The following is a 21,019-nucleotide window of genomic DNA, read 5'->3' as shown; positions in this document are numbered from 1 at the left end:
GCCATGCCCTCCCGCAGCCTGACGGCCGCGGCGGTCCTCGCCGCGGCCCTGGCCACGCTCACCTCCTGCAGAAGCGGCGGCACGGCGGCCTCCGCGCCGCCCACCGCCGCGGCCTCGGCGCCCGTGTCCACCCAGGCCGCCGAACCGTCCGGGGCACCCGCCCCGGACGCCCTCCCCGACCCGGCCGCATCCCGGGCCGCGGTCTCGGAGGCACCCTCGGCGGCGGCCTCGGGCGCGGGGGACCTGCCGCTGGACCCGGAGCCGTCGTTCGACTGCACGGAGCCCCGGCTGGCCACGGGGCACCGGGTGGTGCAGGTGACCGGCGTCCCGGCGGGCGGCCTGCTGCCGCTGCGGACGGCGACGTTCAGCTGCGACCCCGACGGCGGGGGGTACGCGGGCACCGGCAAGGCCGTCCGCTATCCGCTGGCGCCCGGCGCCACCGCGGAGCTGGCCGCCGTCTCCACCCCCCGGCCGGTCTCGATCGCGGAGCTGTCCCGGCACATCTCCGCCTGTCTGGCGCACGCCGAGGTGGCGCCGCCGCTCTCCTGCTCGGGTGACCTCTATGAGATCACCGTCACCTCGGGGAGGATCTCCGACCTCCGGGAGATCTGGCACCCCTGAGACGGACGTGGCCCGGCGGCCCGACCGCGTTCGGGTGACCGTCCGCCGAACCCCTGTCGGCATCGTGCGGCCGCGGCCACACTGGGCTGGTGCAGGTGGAGATGGCGGGGGAACCGCAGCACCCGGACCGGATCAGTGAGGACTTCGCGGCTGCGACGTCCGAGGCGCTGGTGCTGGTCGACGGATCGAGCACGCCGGCGGGTCTGGAGTCCGGCTGCCGGCACGGCACGGCCTGGTACGCACGGCGGCTGGGGGTGCATCTGCTGGCCCGGCTGACCGACCGGGCGGACCGCACGGCGGCGCAGTGCCTGGGGGACGCCATCGCCGAGACGGCGGCCCTGCACGGCGGGCGCTGCGATCTGTCGCACCCCAACACCCCGGCGGCGATGGTGGTGGCGGCGCGCCGGCAGGGCGCCGAGCTGGAGTACGCGGTGCTCGGTGACTCCCTGCTGGTGCTCCACCCGTACGCCGGGGAGCCGGTGGTGGTCGGCGGCAACCAGCCGTTCACGGCGGGCGAGGAGCTGCGGCGGCGGGTGTGGGCCAGCGCGCCCGGCTCACCGGAGCGGGCGGCGCTGCACATGCAGTACGTCCTGGCGGTGCGGGCGGTCCGCAACACCGGGCGGGGCCCCTGGGTGGCGGCCGCCCTGCCGAGGGCGGCGGAGCACGCCGAGAGCGGTGCGGCGCCGCTGGCCGGGCTGCGCGGGGTGGCGGCGCTCTCGGACGGCGCCGCGCGCTATGTGGAGCGGTACGGGCTGGGCGGCTGGGCGGACGCCCTGGAGCTGATGGCGGGCCCGGGTCCGGGTGAACTGCTGGCCAGGGTGCGCGCGGTGGAGGCGTCCGACCCCCGCTGTGTGCGCTGGCCGCGCGGCAAGGCGCAGGACGACGCGACGGCGGTGTACGCGCACCTCGGGTGAGGGCGCGCACACCGCCGTCGCGCTCCGGTCAGGCGTGCTCGGCGGGGATCTGTCCCAGCCGGCCGGCGCGGAAGTCCTCGAAGGCCTGCTCCAGCTCCCGGTGGCTGTTCATCACGAAGGGGCCGTACCAGGCGACGGGCTCACGGATCGGGCGTCCGCCCAGGATGATCACGTCCAGGTTGGGGGAGCGGGACTCCTGGCGGTCGGCGGCCTGGACGGTGATGCTGTCGCCGTCGCCGAAGAGCACTGCCTGGCCCAGGCCGAACGGGCGGTTCTCCTCGCCGACGGTGCCGTCGCCGTTGAGCGCGTACACCAGGGCGTTGAAGTCGCTGCGCCACGGCAGGGTGATCCGGGCTCCGGGGCTGATGGTGGCGTGCACCATGGTGATGGGGGTGTGGGTGATCCCGGGGCCCTGGTGGCCGTCCAGCTCACCGGCGATCAGCCGCAGCACCGAGCCGCCGTCGGGGGTGGTCAGCAGCTTGACCTTCTCCCCGGAGATGTCCTGGTAGCGGGGGGCCGTCATCTTGTCGGAGCCGGGCAGGTTGACCCAGAGCTGGAGTCCGTGGAAGAGGCCGCCGGAGACCACCAGGTCCTCGGGCGGGGTCTCGATGTGCAGCAGTCCGGAGCCGGCGGTCATCCACTGGGTGTCGCCGCCGCCGAGGAAGCCGCCGCCGCCCGTGGAGTCCTTGTGGACGAACTTGCCGTCGATCAGGTAGGTGACGGTCTCGAAGCCGCGGTGCGGGTGCCAGGGGGTGCCCTTGGGCTCGCCCGGCGCGTACTCCACCTCGCCCATCTGGTCCATCATGATGAACGGGTCCAGGTGGCGGGTGTGGATGCCGGCGAAGGCGCGGCGCACCGGGAAGCCCTCGCCCTCGTAGCCCTGCGGCGCGACGGCGACCTGGCGGACCCTGCGGGCCCGGGTGGTGGTGGGGTCCGGGGTGTCGACCTTGGGCAGAACCAGCGGGTTCTCGACGGTCACGGCGGGCATGTCGGCCTCCTGGGGTGTCTTGGCCCAATGTAGTTCAACAATCAACTACAAAGCAAGTTGAAGGTTGGACTATTCCGCGCGACAGCAGCGCACCCGGGCCCGCGCGGGAACGGACGGGTCAGCCGTACATCCGGCGCATGGTGAAGTCGACCATCTGCTCCACCGCCTTGGCGTCGAACACCATCCGGTGCTCACCCTCCATGTCCAGGGCGAACCCGTAGCCGGTGGGCAGCAGGTCGAGCACCTCGGCCCCGGTGACCGTGAAGTACTTGGAGTCCTTGCCGGCGTAGCGGCGCAGCTCCTTGAGCGAGCTGAACATCGGGATCACCGGCGTGGGGGTGTTGTGCAGCGTCAGGAAGCCGGGACGCTCACCGCGCGGACAGTAGACCTTGGAGGTGATGAAGATCGCCTGGAAGTCCTCCACCGTGAGCCCGCCGCTGGTGAAGGCGCGCACCGCGTCGGCCAGCGAGGGCGGGGAGGGCTCGGGGTAGCGCGGCTGCTGCGGCGGCTGCTCGCCGTATCCGGCGGCGTGCGGGGCGCCCCCCGGGTGCGCACCGGCCGGGCCGGGCATGCCGCCCATGCCGGGCTGCGGCCCCGCCTGCTGGTAGGGGCCTCCCGGGTAGCCTGCCCCGGCCCCGGTCGCGGTCTGGTCATAGCCGTACACGGGTCCAGGCTATCGGCCCGGCGGGAGGCGGTGGGGCGCCTGTTCGGCAAAGCAGCGGCGCCGGAGCGGCGCCGGAGGCACAGTGGGACGTGACGACCCTCATGTCCGCAGGGGTTGAATATGTTACCGCCGGGTAGCATCATGGCACTACTGACGGGTAGGGGGGCGCCTCCGCACGGGCGTACTGAAGACCCCCGGCACCGACCTACGCGATGACCGGAGAAGGCCATGGGTCACTACAAGTCCAACCTCCGCGACGTGGAGTTCAACCTCTTCGAGGTGCTCGGCCGCGACCAGGTGTACGGCAGCGGGCCGTTCGCCGAGATGGACGTCGAGACCGCCAAGAACATCCTGGACGAGATCGCCCGCCTGGCCGAGAACGACCTGGCAGCCTCCTTCGCCGACGCGGACCGCAACCCTCCGGTCTTCGACCCCGAGACCAGCACCGCCCCCATACCCGACACCTTCAAGAAGAGCTACCAGACCTTCATGGACGCCGAGTGGTGGCGGCTGGGCCTGCCCGAGGAGCTGGGCGGCACCCCCACCCCGCGCTCGCTGCTCTGGGCCTACGCCGAGCTGGTGCTGGGCTCCAACCCCGCCATCTGGATGTACTCCTCCGGCCCGGCCTTCGGCCAGGTCGTCTTCGAGGAGGGCACCGACGAGCAGAAGAAGGTCGCCCAGCTGATGGTCGACCGCCAGTGGGGCGCCACCATGGTCCTCACCGAGCCCGACGCCGGCTCCGACGTGGGCGCCGGACGCACCAAGGCGGTCAAGCAGGACGACGGCTCCTGGCACATCGAGGGCGTCAAGCGCTTCATCACCTCGGGCGAGCACGACATGTCCGAGAACATCATCCACCTGGTGCTGGCCCGCCCCGAGGGCGGCAAGCCCGGCACCAAGGGCCTCGGCCTCTACATCGTGCCCAAGTTCGACTTCGACTGGGAGACCGGCGAGCTCGGCGAGCGCAACGGCGTCTACGCCACCAACGTCGAGCACAAGATGGGCCTCAAGGCCTCCAACACCTGCGAGATGACCTTCGGCGCCAAGCACCCGGCGCGGGGCTGGCTGCTCGGTGAGACCGTCGACGGCATCCGCCAGATGTTCAAGATCATCGAGTTCGCCCGGATGATGGTCGGCACCAAGGCCATCGCCACCCTCTCCACCGGCTACCTCAACGCCCTGGAGTACGCCAAGGAGCGGGTGCAGGGGCCGGACCTGGCCAACTTCCTGGACAAGGCCGCCCCCCGCGTCACCATCACCCACCACCCCGACGTCCGCCGCTCGCTGATGACCCAGAAGGCGTACGCCGAGGGCATGCGCGCGCTGGTGCTCTTCACCGCCTCCGTCCAGGACGACATCGAGTCCGCCAAGCTGCGCGGCGAGAGCGCCGAGGCGGCCGAGCGGCTCAACGACCTGCTGCTGCCCATCGTCAAGGGCTACGGCTCCGAGAAGTCCTACGAGCAGCTCGCCCAGTCGCTGCAGACCTTCGGCGGCTCCGGCTACCTGCAGGAGTACCCGCTGGAGCAGTACATCCGCGACGCCAAGATCGACACCCTCTACGAGGGCACCACCGCCATCCAGGGCCAGGACTTCTTCTTCCGGAAGATCGTCAAGGACGGCGGCCAGGCCCTCACCGCGCTCTCCGAGCAGATCCAGAAGTTCCTCGCCGGCGGCGAGGGCGGCGAGGAGCTGGCCGGCGAGCGCGAGGCGCTGGCCAAGGCCTCCGGCGACCTGGAGGCCATCGTCGGCAAGATGCTCGCCGACCTCTCCTCGGTCGAGCAGGACGTCAAGAACATGTACAAGGTCGGCCTCAACACCACCCGGCTGCTGATGGCCTCCGGCGACGTGGTCATCGGCTGGCTGCTGCTGCGCCAGGCCGCCGTGGCACTGGCCAAGCTGCCGGGCGCCACCGGCAAGGACGTCGCCTTCTACCAGGGCAAGGTGGCCGCGGCCCGCTTCTACGCCCGCAACGTCCTGCCCACCGTCACCCCGCAGCGCCTGATCGCCGAGAACATCGACAACGCGATCATGGAGCTGCCGGAGGACGCCTTCTGACCGGCTGACCCACCCTCACAGCGAGGGGGTCCCAGGGCATCCGCCCCGGGACCCCCTCGCTGTGCTCCCCCCGGGAGTGCTTCGATGAGTCCGGCGCCGGGTAGCGACGCCTATGCTCGGGCCGTGGACAACGGCAGCACCATGCCGTATGCCCGGCCCTCGACCCTCATCCCCAGGAGCACCATGCCGACCGCCGCCCCCACGGTCTTCTTCGACCGTGCCCACACCGACGACCTGATCAGCTACCTCGCCGCCAGCCCTTCCCCGTACCACGCGGTGGCCTCGGCCACCGAGCGACTGGAGAAGGCGGGCTTCCGGCAGGTCGCCGAGACCGAGGCGTGGGACGGGCGGACGGGAGGCCGGTACGTGGTGCGCGGCGGCGCCCTGATCGCCTGGTACGTGCCCGAGGGCGCCGGACCGCAGACCCCCTTCCGCATCGTCGGCGCCCACACCGACTCACCCACCCTGCGGGTCAAGCCCAGGCCCGACACCGGCTCCGAGGGGTGGCGGCAGATCGCCGTCGAGATCTACGGCGGAGTGCCGCTCAACACCTGGCTCGACCGCGACCTCGGCATCTCCGGACGACTGGCACTGCGCGACGGGTCGACCGCGCTGGTCCACCTCGACGAGCCGCTGCTGCGGGTACCGCAGCTCGCCATCCACCTGGACCGCCAGGTCAACGACGGCCTCAAGCTGGACCGCCAGCGGCACCTCACCCCCGTCTGGGGCATCGGACCGGTCGAGGAGGGCGCACTGATCGCCCATGTGGCCGGCCACGCCGGAGTCGCCGTCTCCGACATCATCGGCTGGGACCTGATGGTCCATGACATCCAGCCGCCGTCCTATCTCGGCCGCGACCGCGAACTGCTGGCCTCCGCCCGGCTGGACAACCTGCTCTCGGTGCACGCCGGCACCGCCGCGCTCGGCGCCGTGGCCGCGGCCGGGGGCGGGCCCTGCATCCCGGTGCTGGCCGCCTTCGACCACGAGGAGACCGGCAGCGAGTCCGACACCGGCGCCCAGGGACCGCTGCTGGGCAACGTCCTGGAGCGCTCGGTCCTCAGCCGCGGCGGATCAGCCGAGGACCGCGCCCGGGCACTGGCCGGCACCATCTGCCTCTCCTCCGACATGGGCCACGCCGTGCACCCCAACTACAGCGAGCGCCACGAGCCGGGCCACCACCCGGTGCCCAACGGCGGCCCGATCCTCAAGACCAACGTCAACCAGCGCTACGCCACCGACGCGATCGGCCGCGCGGTCTTCACCGCCGCCTGCGAGCGCGCCGGAGTGCCCTGGCAGAACTTCGTCTCCAACAACGCCATGCCCTGCGGCACCACCATCGGCCCCATCACCGCCGCCCGGCTGGGCATCACCACCGTGGACTGCGGGGTCGCCGCACTCTCCATGCACTCCGCACGCGAACTGTGCGGCGCGGACGACCCGTTCCTGCTGGCCTCGGCACTGAAGGGGTTCCTGGAGAGCTGACGCAGCGTCGGAACAGGGGCGGGACGCGGGCCGTGGCCCGCGTCCCGCCCCTGTCGTATCCGGCATGGGCCCGCCGCGACCGGGTAGCCGCCCCTTGCAGGAACGCTGCCAGCAGGCAGCACCGGCCGCCGCCGGGCCGGCCCCCACCCGGCCGGACCGGCGGCGGCCGGCCACTCAACTCCCCTGGAGGGAAGCCACCATGGGCCTCGGCGGATGCGTGATCCTGATAGCCCTCGGCGCCATCCTCGCCTTCGCGACCGACTGGCACGTGAACGGCGTCAACCTCGACGTGGTCGGAGTGATCCTGATGGTCGTCGGACTGCTCGGCCTGGTGACCTTCAGCAGTGTGCTGCGGCGACCCCGTCGCGGTGTCGTCCCCGGCGCCGACGAGGTGGTCGAGGAGCGCCACCACTACTACGAGGACCCGCGGCTCTGACCCCGGCTCAGCCGGCCGCACCCTCCTCGTCCATTCCGGCCAGCACCAGCGGCAGCCGGGCCGCCCCGCCCGGCACCAGCCGGACCGGTACGCCCCAGTCCTGCTGGTGGACATGGCAGGCCGGGTACTCCACCGCCGGATCGTCGTCGCAGGACGCAGCCATCGCCGAGACGTGCAGCACGCCCTCGGTGGGGCCGTCCGGCGCCAGCACCACCTCCCGGGAGAGCGCGCTGTCCGCGCCCGCCCCGGAGAGCAGCAGTTCCGGCGGCGTGGAGCTCACCAGCAGCCGGGTGGAGGGGCCGTAGCGCTCGTCCAGCTTCTGGCCCGCCGGAGCGGAGAAGACCACATCGATCCGGAACGGGCCGGACGCCACCTCGGTGGCCGGTCGCTGGGTACGGTGCGCGGTGCCCTCGACCCGTACCGCCTCCTCTGGCAGCCTCAGCCGGGTCAGCCGGTGCCGGGCCGACTCCACCACCACGATGTCGCTCCCGCTCAGCACCGCACCCGAGGGCTCCCGCAGATCGGTGGCCAGGGTGGAGACCTCGCCGGCCGCGCCCGCCGTGCCTTCCTCGGCGGCCGGTGCGAAGCGGCGCAGCGCATGGTTGTAGGTGTCGCTCACCGCGACCGACCCGTCCGGCAGCACGGTGACACCCAGCGGGTGCTGCAGCAGCGCCTGCCCGGCGTCGCCGTCGCGGTGCCCGAAGTCGAAGAGCCCGGTGCCCACGGCGGTGTGCACCGTCAGATCGGCGGCGTCCACCCAGCGCAGTGCGGAGGTCTCCGAGTCGGCCACCCAGAGCCGGCCGCCGTCGGCGGAGACGGCCAGACCGGACGGCTGGGCGAACCACGCCTCCTTCGCCGGGCCGTCCACCAGACCCTCGTTGGTGGTGCCGGCCGCGACCTCGACGGTGCCGGCCGCCGGGTCGTACGCCCAGAGCTGGTGCACCCCGGCCATGGCGATCCACAGCCGGTCCGCGAACCAGGCGACGTCCCACGGCGAGGAGAGCGCGACCTCCCGTGCGGGGCCCTCGGTGGGGGCGCCCTGCCACCACTGCCGGCCGGTACCGGCCAGGGTGGTCACCCGCCCGTCGGAGAGCCGCACCCCGCGCAGGGCGTGGTTGACGGTGTCCGCGACCACCAGGTCGACCCCCAGTGCGGCGGCGACCGCGGGCGGCAGCAGCGCCAGCCCCTGGGGCTCGCTGAAGCGGGCCTGCCCAGCGGGCCCGTCCTGCAGCCCGCGCACTCCGTCACCGATCCGGCGGACCACCGTCTCGCCGTCCTCGGCCAGCTCCAGCAGCGAGTGGTGCCCGGAGTCGGCCACCAGGAAGCCGCCGCCCTCCAGCACCACCGCCTTGCCGGGGAACTTCAGGTCGCCCGCCACCGGCTCCGGCGGTACGTACGGGCCGTCGCCGCGCCGCAGGGTGCCCTTGGCGGCGTGCTCGGCCTCCAGCTCCTCCACCAGCTTCTCGATGGCGTGCGCATGGCCCTCACCGGCGTGCTGGGCGACCACGTACCCCTCGGGGTCGATCACCACCAGGGTGGGCCAGGCCCGCACCGCGTACTGCTTCCAGGTGACGAGCTCGGGGTCGTCCAGCACCGGATGGTGCACCTCGTAGCGGGCGACCGCGTCCAGCACGGCCTGGTGGTCGGCCTCGTGGACGAACTTGGGGGAGTGCACGCCGACGATCACCACGGTGTCGCGGTGCTTCTCCTCCAGCTCCCGCAGCTCGTCGAGGACATGCAGGCAGTTGATGCAGCAGAAGGTCCAGAAGTCGGCAATGACGATCTTGCCGCGGAGGTCCGCCAGGGAGAGGTCCTTGCCGCCGGTGTTCAGCCAGCCGCCTGCGCCGACCAGCTCGGGGGCGCGTACACGTGCACGAGAAGCCATGGCACCATCCAACCCGATCCGCCCCGGCCCGCATTCCCCGGGCGGGTCGAACCGGGTCCCCGGGGGAAGGCGTCCAAGCTGGTGGCAGGCCCGAGACGTGGAGGAGAACGCGGATGAAGTACCTGGTGCGGGAGCGGATCTTCGGGATCGGCGACGACTTCTGGGTGGAGACCGACAGCGGCGAGAAGGCCTTCCTGGTGGACGGCAAGGCGCTGCGGCTGCGGGAGACCTTCGAGCTGAAGGACGCCGCGGGCGAGGTGGTCGCGGTGATCAGGAAGAAGGTGCTGTCACCGCGGGACTCGATGAAGATCGAGGACGCGCACGGCGAGACCGTGGCCACGGTGAAGAAGAAGCTCTTCACGCCGTTCCGTGACAGCTATCTGGCGGAGCTCGCGGACGGCGGCGAGTGGGAGATCCACGGCGACTTCCTCGACAAGGAGTACGACATCGAGGCGGACGGCGGCCGGCTCGCCCGGATCTCCCGCAAGTGGTTCCGGATCCGCGACACCTACGCGGTGGACGTGGCCGACGGGGCCGATGCGGCGCTGCTGCTGTCGGTGGCGGTCTGCGTGGACCGGCTCTCGGCCGCTGAGCACGAGGACGAGCGCGAGGAGCGCGAGGACGGCTGAGTCGCGGTGCCGCCCCGCACCCGGGGCGGGTGCGGGGCGGGGCGGCGCCTGTGTTCAGTGGGCGCCGCGGGCGAGCGCCTTCACAAAGGCGGTGCCGTCGATGGTGCCCAGACCGCTGGCCAGGTCGTACCCCTTGCGGGCGGTGAAGCCCTTCACTCCGGCGAAGGTGTTGTTGCCGGTGACCACGTCGACCAGGCCGCTGCGGCTCGGGTCGCTCCGGCCCATCGCGTAGAGGGTGTCGTTGATCCGGCCGAGGCGGTGGTTGGCCTGCTGGGCGGCGAGGGCCACGACCCCGGCGAAGAGCGGGGTGGCCTCACTGGTGCCGCCGGTGATGCCCCAGCCCTTGGTGGCGGGGGCGTAGGAGGAGTAGACCCAGGCTCCGCCGTTGACCGAGGCCGTGAGGCTGATGTCCGGCGTACCGCGGTGGCTGCCGACGATCTTGGAGACGCCCCGCTGGAAGGCCGGCCGGTCGAAGATGCCGGAGACCCCGCCGCCGGAGGCGCCGTAGCCGTCGTTCCACACCGTGTCGATGCCGAGCCGCTTGCCGGTGTCGTCCAGGGTGAGCTGGGTGCCGCCGACGGAGGTGACCAGGGGGTCGGTGGACGGCCAGGAGTTCACCCGGTGCTTGAAGAGCGTGGTGCCGTCGAGCTTGTAGTCGGTGGCGCCGGCGTCCCCGGACGCGCCGAGCACGGTGACGTTCTTCGCGGCGGCCGCCTTGAAGGCGTAGCGGAGTTTGAGCAGAGCCGAGTGGTCGCCCTTGGCGAAGCCGGGGAAGGTGTTCTCGGTCGCGCCGAAACTCTGCGATATGACGTCGCCGACGCCCCTCTTGATCAGGTCGTACTCGGCGCTCATCATCTCGGGGAGGCCGGTGAGCCCCTCGGTCTCCGCGACCGCGGTCTCCACCAGCACGATCTTGGCGCCGGGTGCGATGGCGTGGGCGTACTGCACATCGAGGTTGGTCTCGCCCGCCCAGCCGACGTGGTCGGTGTTGGAGGGGTCGAACTTGGGCACGTTGCCCCATCTGACGATCTGCACGGTGGTGCTGGGCAGGCCGAAGGTCCTGGAGAAGACGTCCAGGTCGTGCTGGACGGTGGGGGAGCCGAAGGAGTCGATGATGACGATGGTCCGGCCCTTGCCGGTGATGCCGGCGCGGTAGAGGGGGTCGAGGTTGTAGGCCTTGCGGTACTGCTGCGGCGAGTAGCACCGGATGCGGTACGTCTTCAGGCAGTTGGAGGTCGATGTCGGCGAGTCGGCCGCCTGGACCAGGTTGTGTCCTGACGAGGCGGGGCGGACGAAGGTGGTCCCGGCGGCGGCCGGGGTCCCGGTGCCGGCCGCAACGGAGGCGTCTCCGGTCCCGGTGGCGGCGAGGACGGCGGCGGTGGCCGCGGCGAGGGCGGTGAGCGCCCCGGTGGCGCGGCGAGCAGGCTGGTGGCCCATGGTGCTCCTTTGGCAGGGACGCGATCCGCATCCTTGTCGGCTGGTCTGAGGCGATCAGATCCCATGAGAGAGCGTTGACTCATAGTGTTGACGCCGCCCTGCGCTCGCAACTCGAACATCAGCCCGTATGTGGAGTGCGCCCCTGGCCTGCGGGGGCACGGGTGCCACGACGGCTCACCCGGACGGGTGAGCCGTCGGGCGGGGCCGCCCGCCGCCCCGGGGTGTCAGCGGCGTACCGGCGCGGGGATGCCGAGCAGGCGGTCGCGCAGCACCGGGAAGTCGGCGCGGGCCTTGGCGACGGTTGCCAGGTCGAACTCCACGGTGAGGATCTCCTCGCCGGTACCGGCCTCGGCCAGCACCTCGCCCCAGGGGTCGACCACCAGGCTGCGGCCGGCCTGCGGCACTCCGCCGTGGGTGCCGGCGGTGTTGCAGGCCAGGACGAACGCCTGTTCCTCCACGGCCCGGGCGCGGGCCAGCAGGGTCCAGTGCGCGGCCCGCCGCCGGGGCCAGGCCGCCGGGACGGTGAGGATCTCCGCTCCGGCGTCCAGCAGTGCCCGGAACAGTTCCGGGAAGCGCAGGTCGTAGCAGGTGGCCAGCCCCAGGGTGCCGTGTTCGGTGGGGGCGGTGACGATCTCCTGCCCGGCGCCCATGGCGACGGCCTCGCCGCTGTCGAAGCCGAAGCGGTGGATCTTGCGATAGGTGTGGCAGAGCTCTCCGGAGGGTGCGAAGAGCAGCGAGGTGTTGTACATCGGGCCGTCGGGGTCGCGTTCCACGATGGAGCCCGCGTGCAGCCAGACCCCGGCGGCGCGGGCGGCGGCGGACATGGCCTCGGCGGTGGGGCCGTCCAGCGGCTCCGCGCCCGACGCCCACTGGTCGTAGGAGAAGCCGCCCAGCGGCCAGAGTTCGGGGAGCAGCACCAGATCGTCCCCGCTACGCGCGCTCACCAGGGCCGAGACGCGGGCGCGCCGCTCGTCGGGGGATTCGGTGTCGGAGATGGCGAGCTGGATCAGGGAAGCACGCACAGTACCACCGTCCACTCCAAGAGTCCTACGATCATCACTCGAAAGCACTGACCCGGTGACACCGGGAAGCGTAACGTGCCGATAGCGCATGTGCCCGTGAGTGAAGCCGGCGCCGGGCCCGCCGCGCAGATGCACCGGAGCGATCGAGGGGTCGAAGAGACACGTGGCCGACAATCAGACCGTCCAGGCGTACATCGACGCATGGACCCACTCCATCGAGTCGATCTCCGAACTCGTGGCCCCGCTGCCCGAAGGGCAGTGGAACCACGCCACCGAATGCCCCGGCTGGTCGGTGCGGGACGTCGTCTCGCATGTCATCGCCATCGAGCTGGAGCTGCTCGGCGACCCCCGGCCCATCCACACCCTCCCCCGTGATCTGCGCCATGTGACCAGCGAGTTCAGCCGGTACTGCGAGGTCCCGGTGGACAAGCGGCGCTGCCACACCGCGCCGGAGATGACCGCGGAGCTGGAGTACACCGTCATCCGCCGTACCCGTGCGCTGCGCAACGCCAAGCACCAGCCGGAGGACGAGGTGCGCTGGCCGGCCGGCCCGTTCGCCCGTCAGATGCCGTACCACGAGGTGCTGCGGCGGCGGGCGTTCGACGTCTGGGTGCACGAGCAGGACCTGCGGCGGGCACTGGGGCAGCCGGGCCACCTGGGCTCCCCCGGGGCGCTGGTCACCCGTGACCTGCTGATCCAGTCGCTGCCCAAGGTCGTGGCCAAGCAGGCGGGGGCGCCAGCCGGCAGCACCGTTGTGGTGGATGTGCACGGCGCGGTGGAGTTCATCCGCACGGTGCGGGTGGACGACAACGGCCGGGGCACGGTGGACGAGGTGGTGCCGCTCGCCCCCGCGGCGCAGCTGACCACCGACTGGGAGACCTATGCGCGGCTGGCCTGCGGCCGGATCCGCCCGGAGACCGCCCCGGTGAAGGTCGAGGGCGACGAGCAGCTGGCCCGCCGGATCCTGGAGAACTTCTCGGTCACGCCCTGACGGCGGCCGCCGGTTGCGGCGGCCGCCGTTCAGCGGCAGCGGCCGGCGGTCAGCTGCGGCGACCCGCCGGGATGTGCGTGGTCACCGGCGGGAGTCCGGCCGCACGCTCGGCCTCCCGGCGCGCCGCCGCGGGCCTCAGCCGTGCGATCATCGCCAGCCCCAGCACCATCGGCGCATAGAGCCAGCAGAACGCCCAGCGGTAGGACTCCGCGGTGTGGACGCCGCCGGTGCTCGCCGCGTCCAGCAGCACCCCGATGCCCAGCAGGGTGATCGCGGTGGCCACGAATCCGCCGACGTTGACGATGCCGGAGGCGGTGCCCAGCCGCTCCGGCGGGTTGGCCGGGCGGGCGTAGTCGAAGCCCACGAGGGACGCCGACCCGTTGCTGCCCATCCAGACGATCAGGACGGCCAGCAGCCACATCGGCGGCCGGCCGCCCGGCCAGGCGAGCACCACGCCCCAGAGCGCCGCGGTGCCCAGCACCACGGTGAGCACGATGGGCGTACGGACGCCGGGGCGGCGGGAGACCAGCTGCCCGAAGAGCAGTCCGCATGCCATGGTGCTGACCACCAGCAGGGTCAGCAGCCCGGCGGCGCTGGAGCGGGAGAGCTGCTGCCCCTCCACCAGGTACGGCATGCCCCACAGCAGGCCGAAGGCGTTGCCGGGGAACTGGGTGGTGAAGTGCACCCACATGCCCAGCCTGGTGCCGGGCTCCCGCCAGGCGGCCCGGATCTGCGGCAGCATCGGGACCCCTGCCCGGGGGGTGCGCCGGGCGAGCGGATCGGCGGCGCCGCGGGCCCGGCCGCGCAGTCCGCGCACGGGGTGGGCGTGTTCGGGGGTGTCCCGGAGGAGGGTCACCACCAGGGCCAGGACGGCGACGCCCAGCAGTGCGGTGGCGGTGAAGGTCGCCGTCCAGCCGCGGCTGTGCAGCACCTGGGAGAGCACGGCGGTGGACACCAGGTTGCCGCTGAGCCCCACCAGACCGGTGATCTGCGCGATCAGCGGATTGCGGCGGGCCGGGAACCAGCGGGCGGCAAGCCGCAGCACGCTGATGAAGGTCATGGCGTCGCCGCAGCCCAGTACCGCCCGGCAGATCAGCGCCGGGGCGAAGGCGGTGCTCTGGGCGAAGCCCAGCTGTCCCAGGGTCAGCAGCACCACGCCGAAGGTGAGCACCCGGCGCGGGCCGAGCCGGTCCACCAGCAGCCCCACCGGTATCTGCATGGCCGCGTAGACCAGCACCTGGAGGATGGAGAAGGAGGAGAGCGCCGACGCCCCCACCCCGAAGCGCTGGGCGGCGTCCAGACCGGCCACTCCCAGGCTGGTGCGGTGGACCACCGCCAGGGCGTAGACGCAGGAGCCGATCCCCCAGGCCAGCCAGGCGGCGCCGCCGCCCGGCGGCTGGGCCGCGAGGGTCGGGGTGCGTCGGGACGGCGGCCGGAGGGGGTCGGGTTCCGGCGATGCGGCCGCCTCGGCCTGGCCGGGCATGCTCGCGCTCACGGTGGTCAGCTCCTTCTCGGGGGTCCTGCGGGAAGTCAGTCGGCGGGGCCGGCGCCCAGCAGGACGCCCAGCCTCCGGACGTGCCGGCCCACCAGCTGCTCGGCGGTGCCGGCGTCGCCCTCGCGCAGCGCCTGCAGGATCGCGGCGTGGTCGGAGAGGTTCAGCCGCACCCGCTCCGGGCGGACCTTCATCACCTCCACGCCCATCCGCAACTGGCGGTCGCGCAGCTGGTCGTAGAGGTGCTCGAGGATGCGGTTGCCGGCGGCGGCGACGATCGCGTGGTGGAAGGCGCGGTCCACCGCTGACGCCTGCTGCAGGTCGCCCGCCTCCACCAGGGACCGCTGCTCCGCGAGCAGTTCGGCCAGGCGCTCCAGCAGGTCGGGCGAGGCGGGCAGCACCTTGCGGACGGCGTGCTGCTCCACCAGCTGCCGGGTCTCCACCACGTCGGCGATCTCCTGTGCCGACACCGGCAGCACCAGGGCGCCCTTCTTGGGGTAGAGCTTCAGCAGCCCCTCGGCCTCCAGCCGCAGCAGGGCCTCGCGGACGGGGGTGCGGGAGACGCCCACCGCCTCGGCGATCTCCCCCTCCACCAGCAGGGTGCCCCCGTCGAAGGTGCGGTCGAGCACCGACTGCTTGACATAGCCGTAGACGCGGTCGGCCGCGGGCTGCTTGGACATGATGCATCCATCATAGATGCAACAGCTGGGGGCAAGGTGTCCGGGTGGCTGCGTGCCGGTCGCGGCCCACACGCCGTCACCACCCGGCGCACAGCGCGATGCCGGGCCGCCGGCCCCCGAGCGGTCAGCCCCGCAGAGTCCACCGCACGGTGCGGGTCATCCAGCGGTTGCGGAACTGCTCGTCGCGCACCCGGTCCGTGGTGTCCCGCACGGTCGCGGTGACGGTCGCCGCCCGCCCGCGGGGCAGCCGGAGGTCCGCGGGGTCCAGCCAGGTGCCGTCGCCGGAAGGGGGGCGCACCGCCCGGCCGTCCACCCGCCACACCACCTGCAACCGTCCACCGTCTGCCAGCGGGATCGGCCGCACCCACAGCCGGTGGTGTCCCACCACCGGACCGGGCGCGGGACCCACCGCGTCCAGCGGGTCGATCTGCCGGTACAGGGCCTTGATGACGGCCTCCTCCGAGGGCGGGTTGTAGACGCCTCCGAGGGTCCGCATCACCGAGTCCAGGGTGGGCCGGTAGAGCCCGTTGGCACCGCGGTACGCACCCACCACACCGCCGCCCGGCGCCGGGGCGCCCAGCCAGCGCCACCACTTGGTGCGGCCGCGCAGCATCACCTGCGCGTCGTCGGTGGAGAGGTTGGGGTAGTCCGCGTCGGCGGGGGCGCTGTCGTACTCGTCGCCCAGCTCCCCCAGGGTGTGGCCCATCTCGTGCTGGAGGATCCGTCCGGCGTCCGGGTTGCCGCCCGCCAGGGTGGTCACCCCCGCGCCCCCGGCTCCCCCGTAGCGGGCGGAGTTGGCGATCGCGATCACATAGTGCGGACCGTGCACCGGCCCGGCCAGGCGCACCGCGGCCTGCTCGTCCACGCAGAGCAGACGGGCGGTGCCGTCGCACCAGAAGTGCATCCCCAGCGGTGTGGGCACCAGACGCAGCGGCGAACGCTGCTCGTTGATGCCCGGCGCCCGGGAGGCGATCTCGACCCGCCTTATGTTGAAGAAGTGCTGGTAGGTGCGGAACGGCTCGATCTGCATCAGCGCCCGCCAGGCCCGGTCGGCCTCCGCCCGGAAGAGCCCCAGCTGCCGTACGGTGAAGCCGTCGCCGAGCAGCACCAGGGTGATCCGGTTCCGGGGGTCACCGCTCCGTCTTATGTCCACGGCCGGGAGGGACCCCGCGCGGGGATCGAGGCCGCTGCCCCGGACCGGCGGCGGGACCAGGCCGCCCAGGTCCGCCTCCGCCGACATCGACCAGCGCGCCCCTCCGGGGGATGCCGGCGGGCCCGAAGCGGTGCAGAGCAGCGGCATCGCCAGCGCTGCGGACAGGGCCAGTGCCGCACCGGCGCGGCGGGGACGAGCTGCGGTGCCGGACATGGGCGGGTCCTCGCTGCCGGGTGCTGGACCTGCGAAGACGTACCCGGGCGGGCCGCCCCGGCGTCGCCCGGTGCGACAAGCTCACCGGAAGAGACCAGCCCGCTCGGGCCGCTCCCCCGGACACGGACGGGCCCCCGCCGCTCCCGGAGGAGCGGCGGGGGCCCGAGAGGGACCGGCCGGTGCTGTCAGCCCCAGGTGATGAGGCGCTTGGGGCGCTCCAGTACCGCCGCGGTGTCGGCGAGGACCCGGGAGCCCAGCTCGCCGTCGACCAGGCGGTGGTCGAAGGAGAGCGCCAGGGTGGTGATCTGGCGGGGGACGACCTTGCCCTTGTGGACCCACGGCAGCTCCCGGACCTGCCCGAAGGCGAGGATGGCAGCCTCGCCGGGGTTGAGGATCGGGGTACCGGTGTCCACGCCGAAGACGCCGACATTGGTGATGGTCACCGTGCCGCCCTGCATGTCCGCGGGGGCGGTGCGGCCCTCGCGGGCCGTCTCCACCAGCGACTGCAGCGCGACCGCCAGCTCCGGGAGGGTCTTGGCGCCGGCGTCCTTGATGTTGGGCACGATCAGGCCGCGCGGGGTGGCCGCCGCGATCCCCAGGTTCACCCGGCCCTTGTAGACGATCTCCTGGTTGGGCTCGTCCCAGGCCGCGTTGACCTCGGGGTGGCGGCGGATCGCGGTCAGCAGCGCCTTGGCGACCAGCAGCAGCGGGGAGACCCGGACGCCCTGGCCGAGGTCGCCGGACTCCTTCAGCTCCCGTACCAGCCGCATCGTCCGGGTCACGTCGACCTGGACGAACTCGGTGACATGCGGGGCGGTGAAGGCCGAGGCCACCATCGCCTGCGCGGTGGCCCGGCGCACGCCCTTGACCGGGACCCGGCGGTCCTCGGCCGCCGCGGCGACGGGCAGCGGCGCCACCGTCTCCGGGGCGGGCGCCGCGACCGGCTCCGCGGGCGCGGAGGGCGCCGCGAGCGGGACCGCGACGGCGGCGTGGATGTCCTCCCGGGTGATGGTGCCGCCCGGGCCGGACGGGGTCACCGCCCGCAGATCCACACCGAGGTCCTTCGCCAGCTTGCGCACCGGCGGCTTGGCCAGCGGACGCGCTCCCTGCTCCACCGCGGGGGCGGGCGCGGCCGGCGCGGGTACGACCGGCGCGGCGGCGGGGACGGCCGGCGCGGGCACGGCGGCGGCAGCCGCCACCGGAGCGGCCACGGGCTTGCGCGGCCGGCGGCGGGCGGCGGCGGTACGCGGCCCGTAACCGACCAGCACCTCCCGGCGCTCCGGCTCCGGCTCGGCCTCCGGCTGCGTCGGAGCGGCCGGCGGCGGCTCGTCCGCCGCCGGGGCCTGCGCCGGGGGAACGGCGGCCGGGGCCGCTGCTCCGCCGAGGGCGACCGCGATGATCGGGGTGCCCACGTCGACGGTGGTGCCCTCGGTGAAGAAGATCCGATCGACCACGCCGTCGTAGGGGATCGGCAGCTCCACGGCTGCCTTGGCCGTCTCGACCTCGCAGACGACCTGGCCGTCGGTGACGCTGTCGCCGGGCTGTACGTACCACTTGAGGATCTCGGCCTCGGTCAGGCCCTCGCCCACGTCCGGCATCCGGAACTCGCGGACCTGCTGCACATCGGTGGTGGTCATCATCCCCCCTCAGAAGGCCATGGCCCGGTCGACGGCGTCCAGCACCCGGTCCAGGTCCGGCAGGAAGGTGTCCTCCACCCGCGACGGCGGGTACGGCGCGTGGTAGCCGCCGACCCGCAGCACCGGGGCCTCCAGGGAGTAGAAGCAGCGCTCGGTGATCCGCGCGGCCAGCTCGGCGCCCATGCCGAGGAAGACCGGCGCCTCGTGCACCACCACGGCGCGGCCGGTGCGCTGCACCGAGGCGGCCAGGGTGTCGAAGTCGACGGGGGAGAGCGAGCGCAGGTCCACGACCTCCAGGCTGCGGCCGTCCTCCTCGGCGGCCGCGGCGGCGTCCAGGCAGACGCGCACCATGGGGCCGTACGCGATCAGCGTCGCGTCCCGGCCCTCGCGCACCACCCGGGCCTCGTGCAGCCGTGAGGGCGCCCCGGCGGCGTTGGGGTCCAGCTCCGCCTTGTCCCAGTAGCGGCGCTTGGGCTCCAGGAAGATCACCGGGTCGTCGCAGGCGATCGACTGGCGCAGCATCCAGTGGGCGTCCACCGGGTTGGAGGGGGTGACCACCTTGAGGCCGGCGGTGTGGGCGAAGTACGCCTCGTGCGACTCGCTGTGGTGCTCCACCGCGCCGATGCCGCCCGCGTAGGGGATGCGCACCGTGACGGGCAGCTTGATGTGGCCCAGCGCGCGGGCGTGCATCTTGGCCAGCTGGGTGACGATCTGGTCGAACGCCGGGTAGACGAAACCGTCGAACTGGATCTCCACCACGGGGCGGTAGCCGCGCAGCGCCAGGCCGATCGCGGTGCCCACGATGCCGGACTCGGCCAGCGGGGTGTCGATCACCCGGTCCTCGCCGAAGTCCTTCTGCAGACCGTCGGTGACCCGGAAGACACCGCCGAGGCGGCCCACGTCCTCACCCATGACCAGCGTCTTGGGGGAGGCCTCCAGCTCCTTGCGCAGCGCCTCGTTCAGCGCCTTGACCATCGTGAAACTGCTCATGTCAGCGGCCCTCCCCGCCCTCGAAGGAGGCCCCGTACGCCTCGTACTGCGCCCGCTCCTCGTCGACCAGTGCGTGGCCGTCGGCATAGACGTGCTCGAAGATCGCCGAGGGCGACGGGTCCGGCATGGTGCGGACGCCCTCGCGGACCCGCCGTGCCAGCTGCTCGCTCTCCGCCTCCACCGCGTCCAGGAACTCCTGGTCGGCCCAGCCCTGCCGGGTGAGGTGCGCCTTCAGCCGCTCGATGGGGTCCTTGAGCTTCCAGGCCTCCAGCTCCTCGGTGAGCCGGTAGCGGGTGGGGTCGTCGGAGGTGGTGTGGGCACCCATGCGGTAGGTGAAGGCCTCCACCAGCACCGGGCCGTTGCCGCTGCGGGCGTGGTCCAGGGCCCAGCGGGTGACCGCCAGGCAGGCCAGCACGTCGTTGCCGTCCACCCGGATGCCGGGGAAGCCGAAGCCGGAGGCGCGCCGGTAGATCGGCACCCGGCTCTGCTTCTCGGTGGGCTCGGAGATCGCCCACTGGTTGTTCTGGCAGAAGAAGACCACCGGGGCGTTGTAGACCGAGGCGAAGGTGAAGGCCTCGTTGACGTCGCCCTGGCTGGAGGCGCCGTCGCCGAAGTAGGCGATCACCGCGTCGTCGGCGCCGTCCTTGGTGATGCCCATGGCGTAGCCGGTCGCGTGCAGCGTCTGGGAGCCGATGACGATGGTGTAGAGGTGGAAGTTCTTCTCGTTGGGGTCCCAGCCGCCGTGGTTCACCCCGCGGAACATGCCCAGCAGGTTGAGCGGGTCCACGCCCTTGACCCAGGCGACACCGTGCTCACGGTAGGTGGGGAAGGCGTAGTCGCCCGGCCGCATGGCGCGTCCCGAGCCGACCTGGGCGGCCTCCTGGCCGAGCAGTGACGCCCACAGGCCCAGCTCGCCCTGGCGCTGCAGGGCGGTGGCCTCGGCGTCGAAGCGGCGGACGAGGACGAGGTCGCGGTAGAGCGCGCGCAGCTCGTCCGGGGTGGTCTCCAGGGAGAAGTCCGGATGCTCGATCCGCTCACCCTCGGGGGTCAGCAGCTGGACGAGCTCGGGCTCCGGCGGCGACACGATGCTGCCGGAGCGGGAGGGCCCCCGCTTCCTGCGGGTGCCGGAGGCCTTCTTGGGCACTCCCGCCGTGCTGTCGACGGTCACGTTCACTCCTCGGTCTGTCCGGCCCCCGGGGTCGCCGGCAACCGGTCCGACATCCTCCCGTTCGGCCGCCTCCTTCGGCGGTCCTCCTCGCGGTCTCCGCGCGGGGTGTGCGCGGGGTGTGCGAAGCGGGCGGCGGTCTTTCTGTGCTCCCGGGGACGACCCGCAGAGAACGTTACCCAGCAGAAGCATGAAGTGCGCTTGAGCTTGGACGTCCTAGTTGTTCCGTCGGCGGTGGAGCCTCGGGGCCTGAGGTCAGGTTTCCCGTCGGTGCACCTGCGCACGCTATCCGGAGCCACCGGCTCGGCGTAAGGGCCTCCGAGGAGGAACTTCGGAGCCAAAGGGGGCAACGCGGGGCGCCCGGCGGCGGGGGCGGGAAAGCCGTATACAGTCGGACGAAGTGGACATGCCACAACCGTCCCCGACCTGGCTACCATCCGGTACGCCCTGTACCGCAAAGACACTGACGTCGCATCAGTTGATTTCGCCACACCCGTCCCAGCAGTACCATCGGTCACGTGATCAACGGTCAGCACATTGACCGCCGCAGCCGTACGCCCCGCAT

General features: G+C 72.7%; 18 protein-coding genes. 7 read left to right on the top strand and 11 right to left on the bottom strand.

Annotated features, from left to right (window positions below):
- The first annotated feature begins 3 nt into the window (after nt 1-3).
- Complete coding sequence (locus tag AOK09_RS08030) at nt 4-621, top strand: hypothetical protein (protein WP_055586426.1); 618 nt, start codon at nt 4-6, stop codon at nt 619-621.
- An 89-nt stretch (nt 622-710) separates the two neighbouring features.
- Nucleotides 711-1,535 carry a hypothetical protein gene (locus AOK09_RS43100; RefSeq protein ID WP_063795881.1) on the top strand — a complete coding sequence of 275 codons (825 nt, stop codon included), beginning with the start codon at nt 711-713 and terminating at the stop codon, nt 1,533-1,535.
- A 28-nt stretch (nt 1,536-1,563) separates the two neighbouring features.
- Here the strand turns inward: AOK09_RS43100 and AOK09_RS08020 are convergent, their stop codons facing one another.
- Together AOK09_RS08020 and AOK09_RS08015 are read right to left on the bottom strand one after the other, a co-directional pair.
- Entirely contained in the window at nt 1,564-2,523 is a 960-nt protein-coding gene (locus AOK09_RS08020) for a pirin family protein (protein WP_055586424.1), read from the bottom strand.
- Nucleotides 2,524-2,641: 118 nt separating this feature from the next.
- Nucleotides 2,642-3,187 (bottom strand): SseB family protein, encoded by a 546-nt coding sequence (locus AOK09_RS08015; RefSeq protein WP_055586423.1) that lies wholly within the window; start codon nt 3,185-3,187, stop codon nt 2,642-2,644.
- 228 nt (nt 3,188-3,415) lie between these two features.
- Between AOK09_RS08015 and AOK09_RS08010 the strand changes: the two genes are divergently transcribed.
- The 3 genes from AOK09_RS08010 (at nt 3,416) to AOK09_RS08000 (ending at nt 7,160) form a co-directional block, all read left to right on the top strand.
- Entirely contained in the window at nt 3,416-5,242 is a 1,827-nt protein-coding gene (locus AOK09_RS08010; protein ID WP_055586422.1) for an acyl-CoA dehydrogenase, read from the top strand.
- A 183-nt stretch (nt 5,243-5,425) separates the two neighbouring features.
- Nucleotides 5,426-6,724, top strand: coding sequence for a M18 family aminopeptidase (locus AOK09_RS08005; protein WP_055586421.1), 1,299 nt, complete (start codon nt 5,426-5,428; stop codon nt 6,722-6,724).
- A gap of 199 nt (nt 6,725-6,923) precedes the next feature.
- Nucleotides 6,924-7,160, top strand: coding sequence for a DUF6458 family protein (locus tag AOK09_RS08000; protein WP_055586420.1), 237 nt, complete (start codon nt 6,924-6,926; stop codon nt 7,158-7,160).
- A 7-nt stretch (nt 7,161-7,167) separates the two neighbouring features.
- Here AOK09_RS08000 and AOK09_RS07995 read toward each other — a convergent pair whose 3' ends face one another.
- Complete coding sequence (locus AOK09_RS07995; RefSeq protein ID WP_055586419.1) at nt 7,168-9,045, bottom strand: NHL domain-containing thioredoxin family protein; 1,878 nt, start codon at nt 9,043-9,045, stop codon at nt 7,168-7,170.
- A gap of 113 nt (nt 9,046-9,158) precedes the next feature.
- Between AOK09_RS07995 and AOK09_RS07990 the strand changes: the two genes are divergently transcribed.
- Nucleotides 9,159-9,674 (top strand): LURP-one-related/scramblase family protein, encoded by a 516-nt coding sequence (locus tag AOK09_RS07990; protein WP_055586418.1) that lies wholly within the window; start codon nt 9,159-9,161, stop codon nt 9,672-9,674.
- Nucleotides 9,675-9,728: 54 nt separating this feature from the next.
- Here AOK09_RS07990 and AOK09_RS07985 read toward each other — a convergent pair whose 3' ends face one another.
- A complete protein-coding gene (locus tag AOK09_RS07985; protein ID WP_055586417.1) occupies nt 9,729-11,111 on the bottom strand; it encodes a S53 family peptidase in 1,383 nt (460 codons plus the stop codon).
- A 224-nt stretch (nt 11,112-11,335) separates the two neighbouring features.
- Nucleotides 11,336-12,133 (bottom strand): carbon-nitrogen family hydrolase, encoded by a 798-nt coding sequence (locus AOK09_RS07980; RefSeq protein WP_055586416.1) that lies wholly within the window; start codon nt 12,131-12,133, stop codon nt 11,336-11,338.
- A 163-nt stretch (nt 12,134-12,296) separates the two neighbouring features.
- On the opposite strand from AOK09_RS07980, the gene AOK09_RS07975 reads away from it, so the two are divergent.
- Nucleotides 12,297-13,124: a maleylpyruvate isomerase family mycothiol-dependent enzyme gene (locus AOK09_RS07975; protein ID WP_055586415.1), complete on the top strand. Its 828-nt coding sequence runs from the start codon at nt 12,297-12,299 to the stop codon at nt 13,122-13,124.
- 49 nt (nt 13,125-13,173) lie between these two features.
- On the opposite strand, the gene AOK09_RS07970 is transcribed toward AOK09_RS07975, so the two are convergent.
- The 6 genes from AOK09_RS07970 to pdhA form a co-directional block, all read right to left on the bottom strand.
- A complete protein-coding gene (locus AOK09_RS07970) occupies nt 13,174-14,619 on the bottom strand; it encodes an MFS transporter (protein WP_245687173.1) in 1,446 nt (481 codons plus the stop codon).
- 35 nt (nt 14,620-14,654) lie between these two features.
- Complete coding sequence (locus AOK09_RS07965; RefSeq protein ID WP_055586414.1) at nt 14,655-15,296, bottom strand: GntR family transcriptional regulator; 642 nt, start codon at nt 15,294-15,296, stop codon at nt 14,655-14,657.
- 124 nt (nt 15,297-15,420) lie between these two features.
- On the bottom strand, nt 15,421-16,662 hold the full coding sequence (locus AOK09_RS07960) for a M64 family metallopeptidase (RefSeq protein ID WP_055586413.1): 1,242 nt from the start codon (nt 16,660-16,662) through the stop codon (nt 15,421-15,423).
- A 185-nt stretch (nt 16,663-16,847) separates the two neighbouring features.
- A complete protein-coding gene (locus AOK09_RS07955) occupies nt 16,848-18,299 on the bottom strand; it encodes a dihydrolipoamide acetyltransferase family protein (protein WP_055586432.1) in 1,452 nt (483 codons plus the stop codon).
- A 9-nt stretch (nt 18,300-18,308) separates the two neighbouring features.
- Nucleotides 18,309-19,289, bottom strand: a complete 981-nt coding sequence (locus tag AOK09_RS07950) for an alpha-ketoacid dehydrogenase subunit beta (protein ID WP_055586412.1) — start codon at nt 19,287-19,289, stop codon at nt 18,309-18,311.
- 1 nt (nt 19,290) lies between these two features.
- Nucleotides 19,291-20,637, bottom strand: a complete 1,347-nt coding sequence (pdhA, locus tag AOK09_RS07945; RefSeq protein WP_407675367.1) for a pyruvate dehydrogenase (acetyl-transferring) E1 component subunit alpha — start codon at nt 20,635-20,637, stop codon at nt 19,291-19,293.
- Between the last annotated feature and the right edge of the window lie 382 nt (nt 20,638-21,019).

Origin of the sequence: Peterkaempfera griseoplana (genome assembly GCF_001418575.1) — a bacterium.
Lineage (GTDB): Bacteria > Actinomycetota > Actinomycetes > Streptomycetales > Streptomycetaceae > Peterkaempfera > Peterkaempfera griseoplana.
This window is presented reverse-complemented; position numbering and strand designations above follow the sequence as displayed.

Coding starts and splice junctions, on each gene's coding strand:
- AOK09_RS08030 (WP_055586426.1), top strand. CDS start 4: ATGCCCTCCCGCAGCCTGACGGCCGCGGCGGTCCTCGCCGCGGCCCTG.
- AOK09_RS07955 (WP_055586432.1), bottom strand. CDS start 18,299: ATGACCACCACCGATGTGCAGCAGGTCCGCGAGTTCCGGATGCCGGAC.
- AOK09_RS08020 (WP_055586424.1), bottom strand. CDS start 2,523: ATGCCCGCCGTGACCGTCGAGAACCCGCTGGTTCTGCCCAAGGTCGAC.
- AOK09_RS08000 (WP_055586420.1), top strand. CDS start 6,924: ATGGGCCTCGGCGGATGCGTGATCCTGATAGCCCTCGGCGCCATCCTC.
- AOK09_RS07985 (WP_055586417.1), bottom strand. CDS start 11,111: ATGGGCCACCAGCCTGCTCGCCGCGCCACCGGGGCGCTCACCGCCCTC.
- AOK09_RS07995 (WP_055586419.1), bottom strand. CDS start 9,045: ATGGCTTCTCGTGCACGTGTACGCGCCCCCGAGCTGGTCGGCGCAGGC.
- AOK09_RS07960 (WP_055586413.1), bottom strand. CDS start 16,662: ATGTCCGGCACCGCAGCTCGTCCCCGCCGCGCCGGTGCGGCACTGGCC.
- AOK09_RS07965 (WP_055586414.1), bottom strand. CDS start 15,296: ATGTCCAAGCAGCCCGCGGCCGACCGCGTCTACGGCTATGTCAAGCAG.
- AOK09_RS08005 (WP_055586421.1), top strand. CDS start 5,426: ATGCCGACCGCCGCCCCCACGGTCTTCTTCGACCGTGCCCACACCGAC.
- AOK09_RS07990 (WP_055586418.1), top strand. CDS start 9,159: ATGAAGTACCTGGTGCGGGAGCGGATCTTCGGGATCGGCGACGACTTC.
- AOK09_RS07950 (WP_055586412.1), bottom strand. CDS start 19,289: ATGAGCAGTTTCACGATGGTCAAGGCGCTGAACGAGGCGCTGCGCAAG.
- AOK09_RS08010 (WP_055586422.1), top strand. CDS start 3,416: ATGGGTCACTACAAGTCCAACCTCCGCGACGTGGAGTTCAACCTCTTC.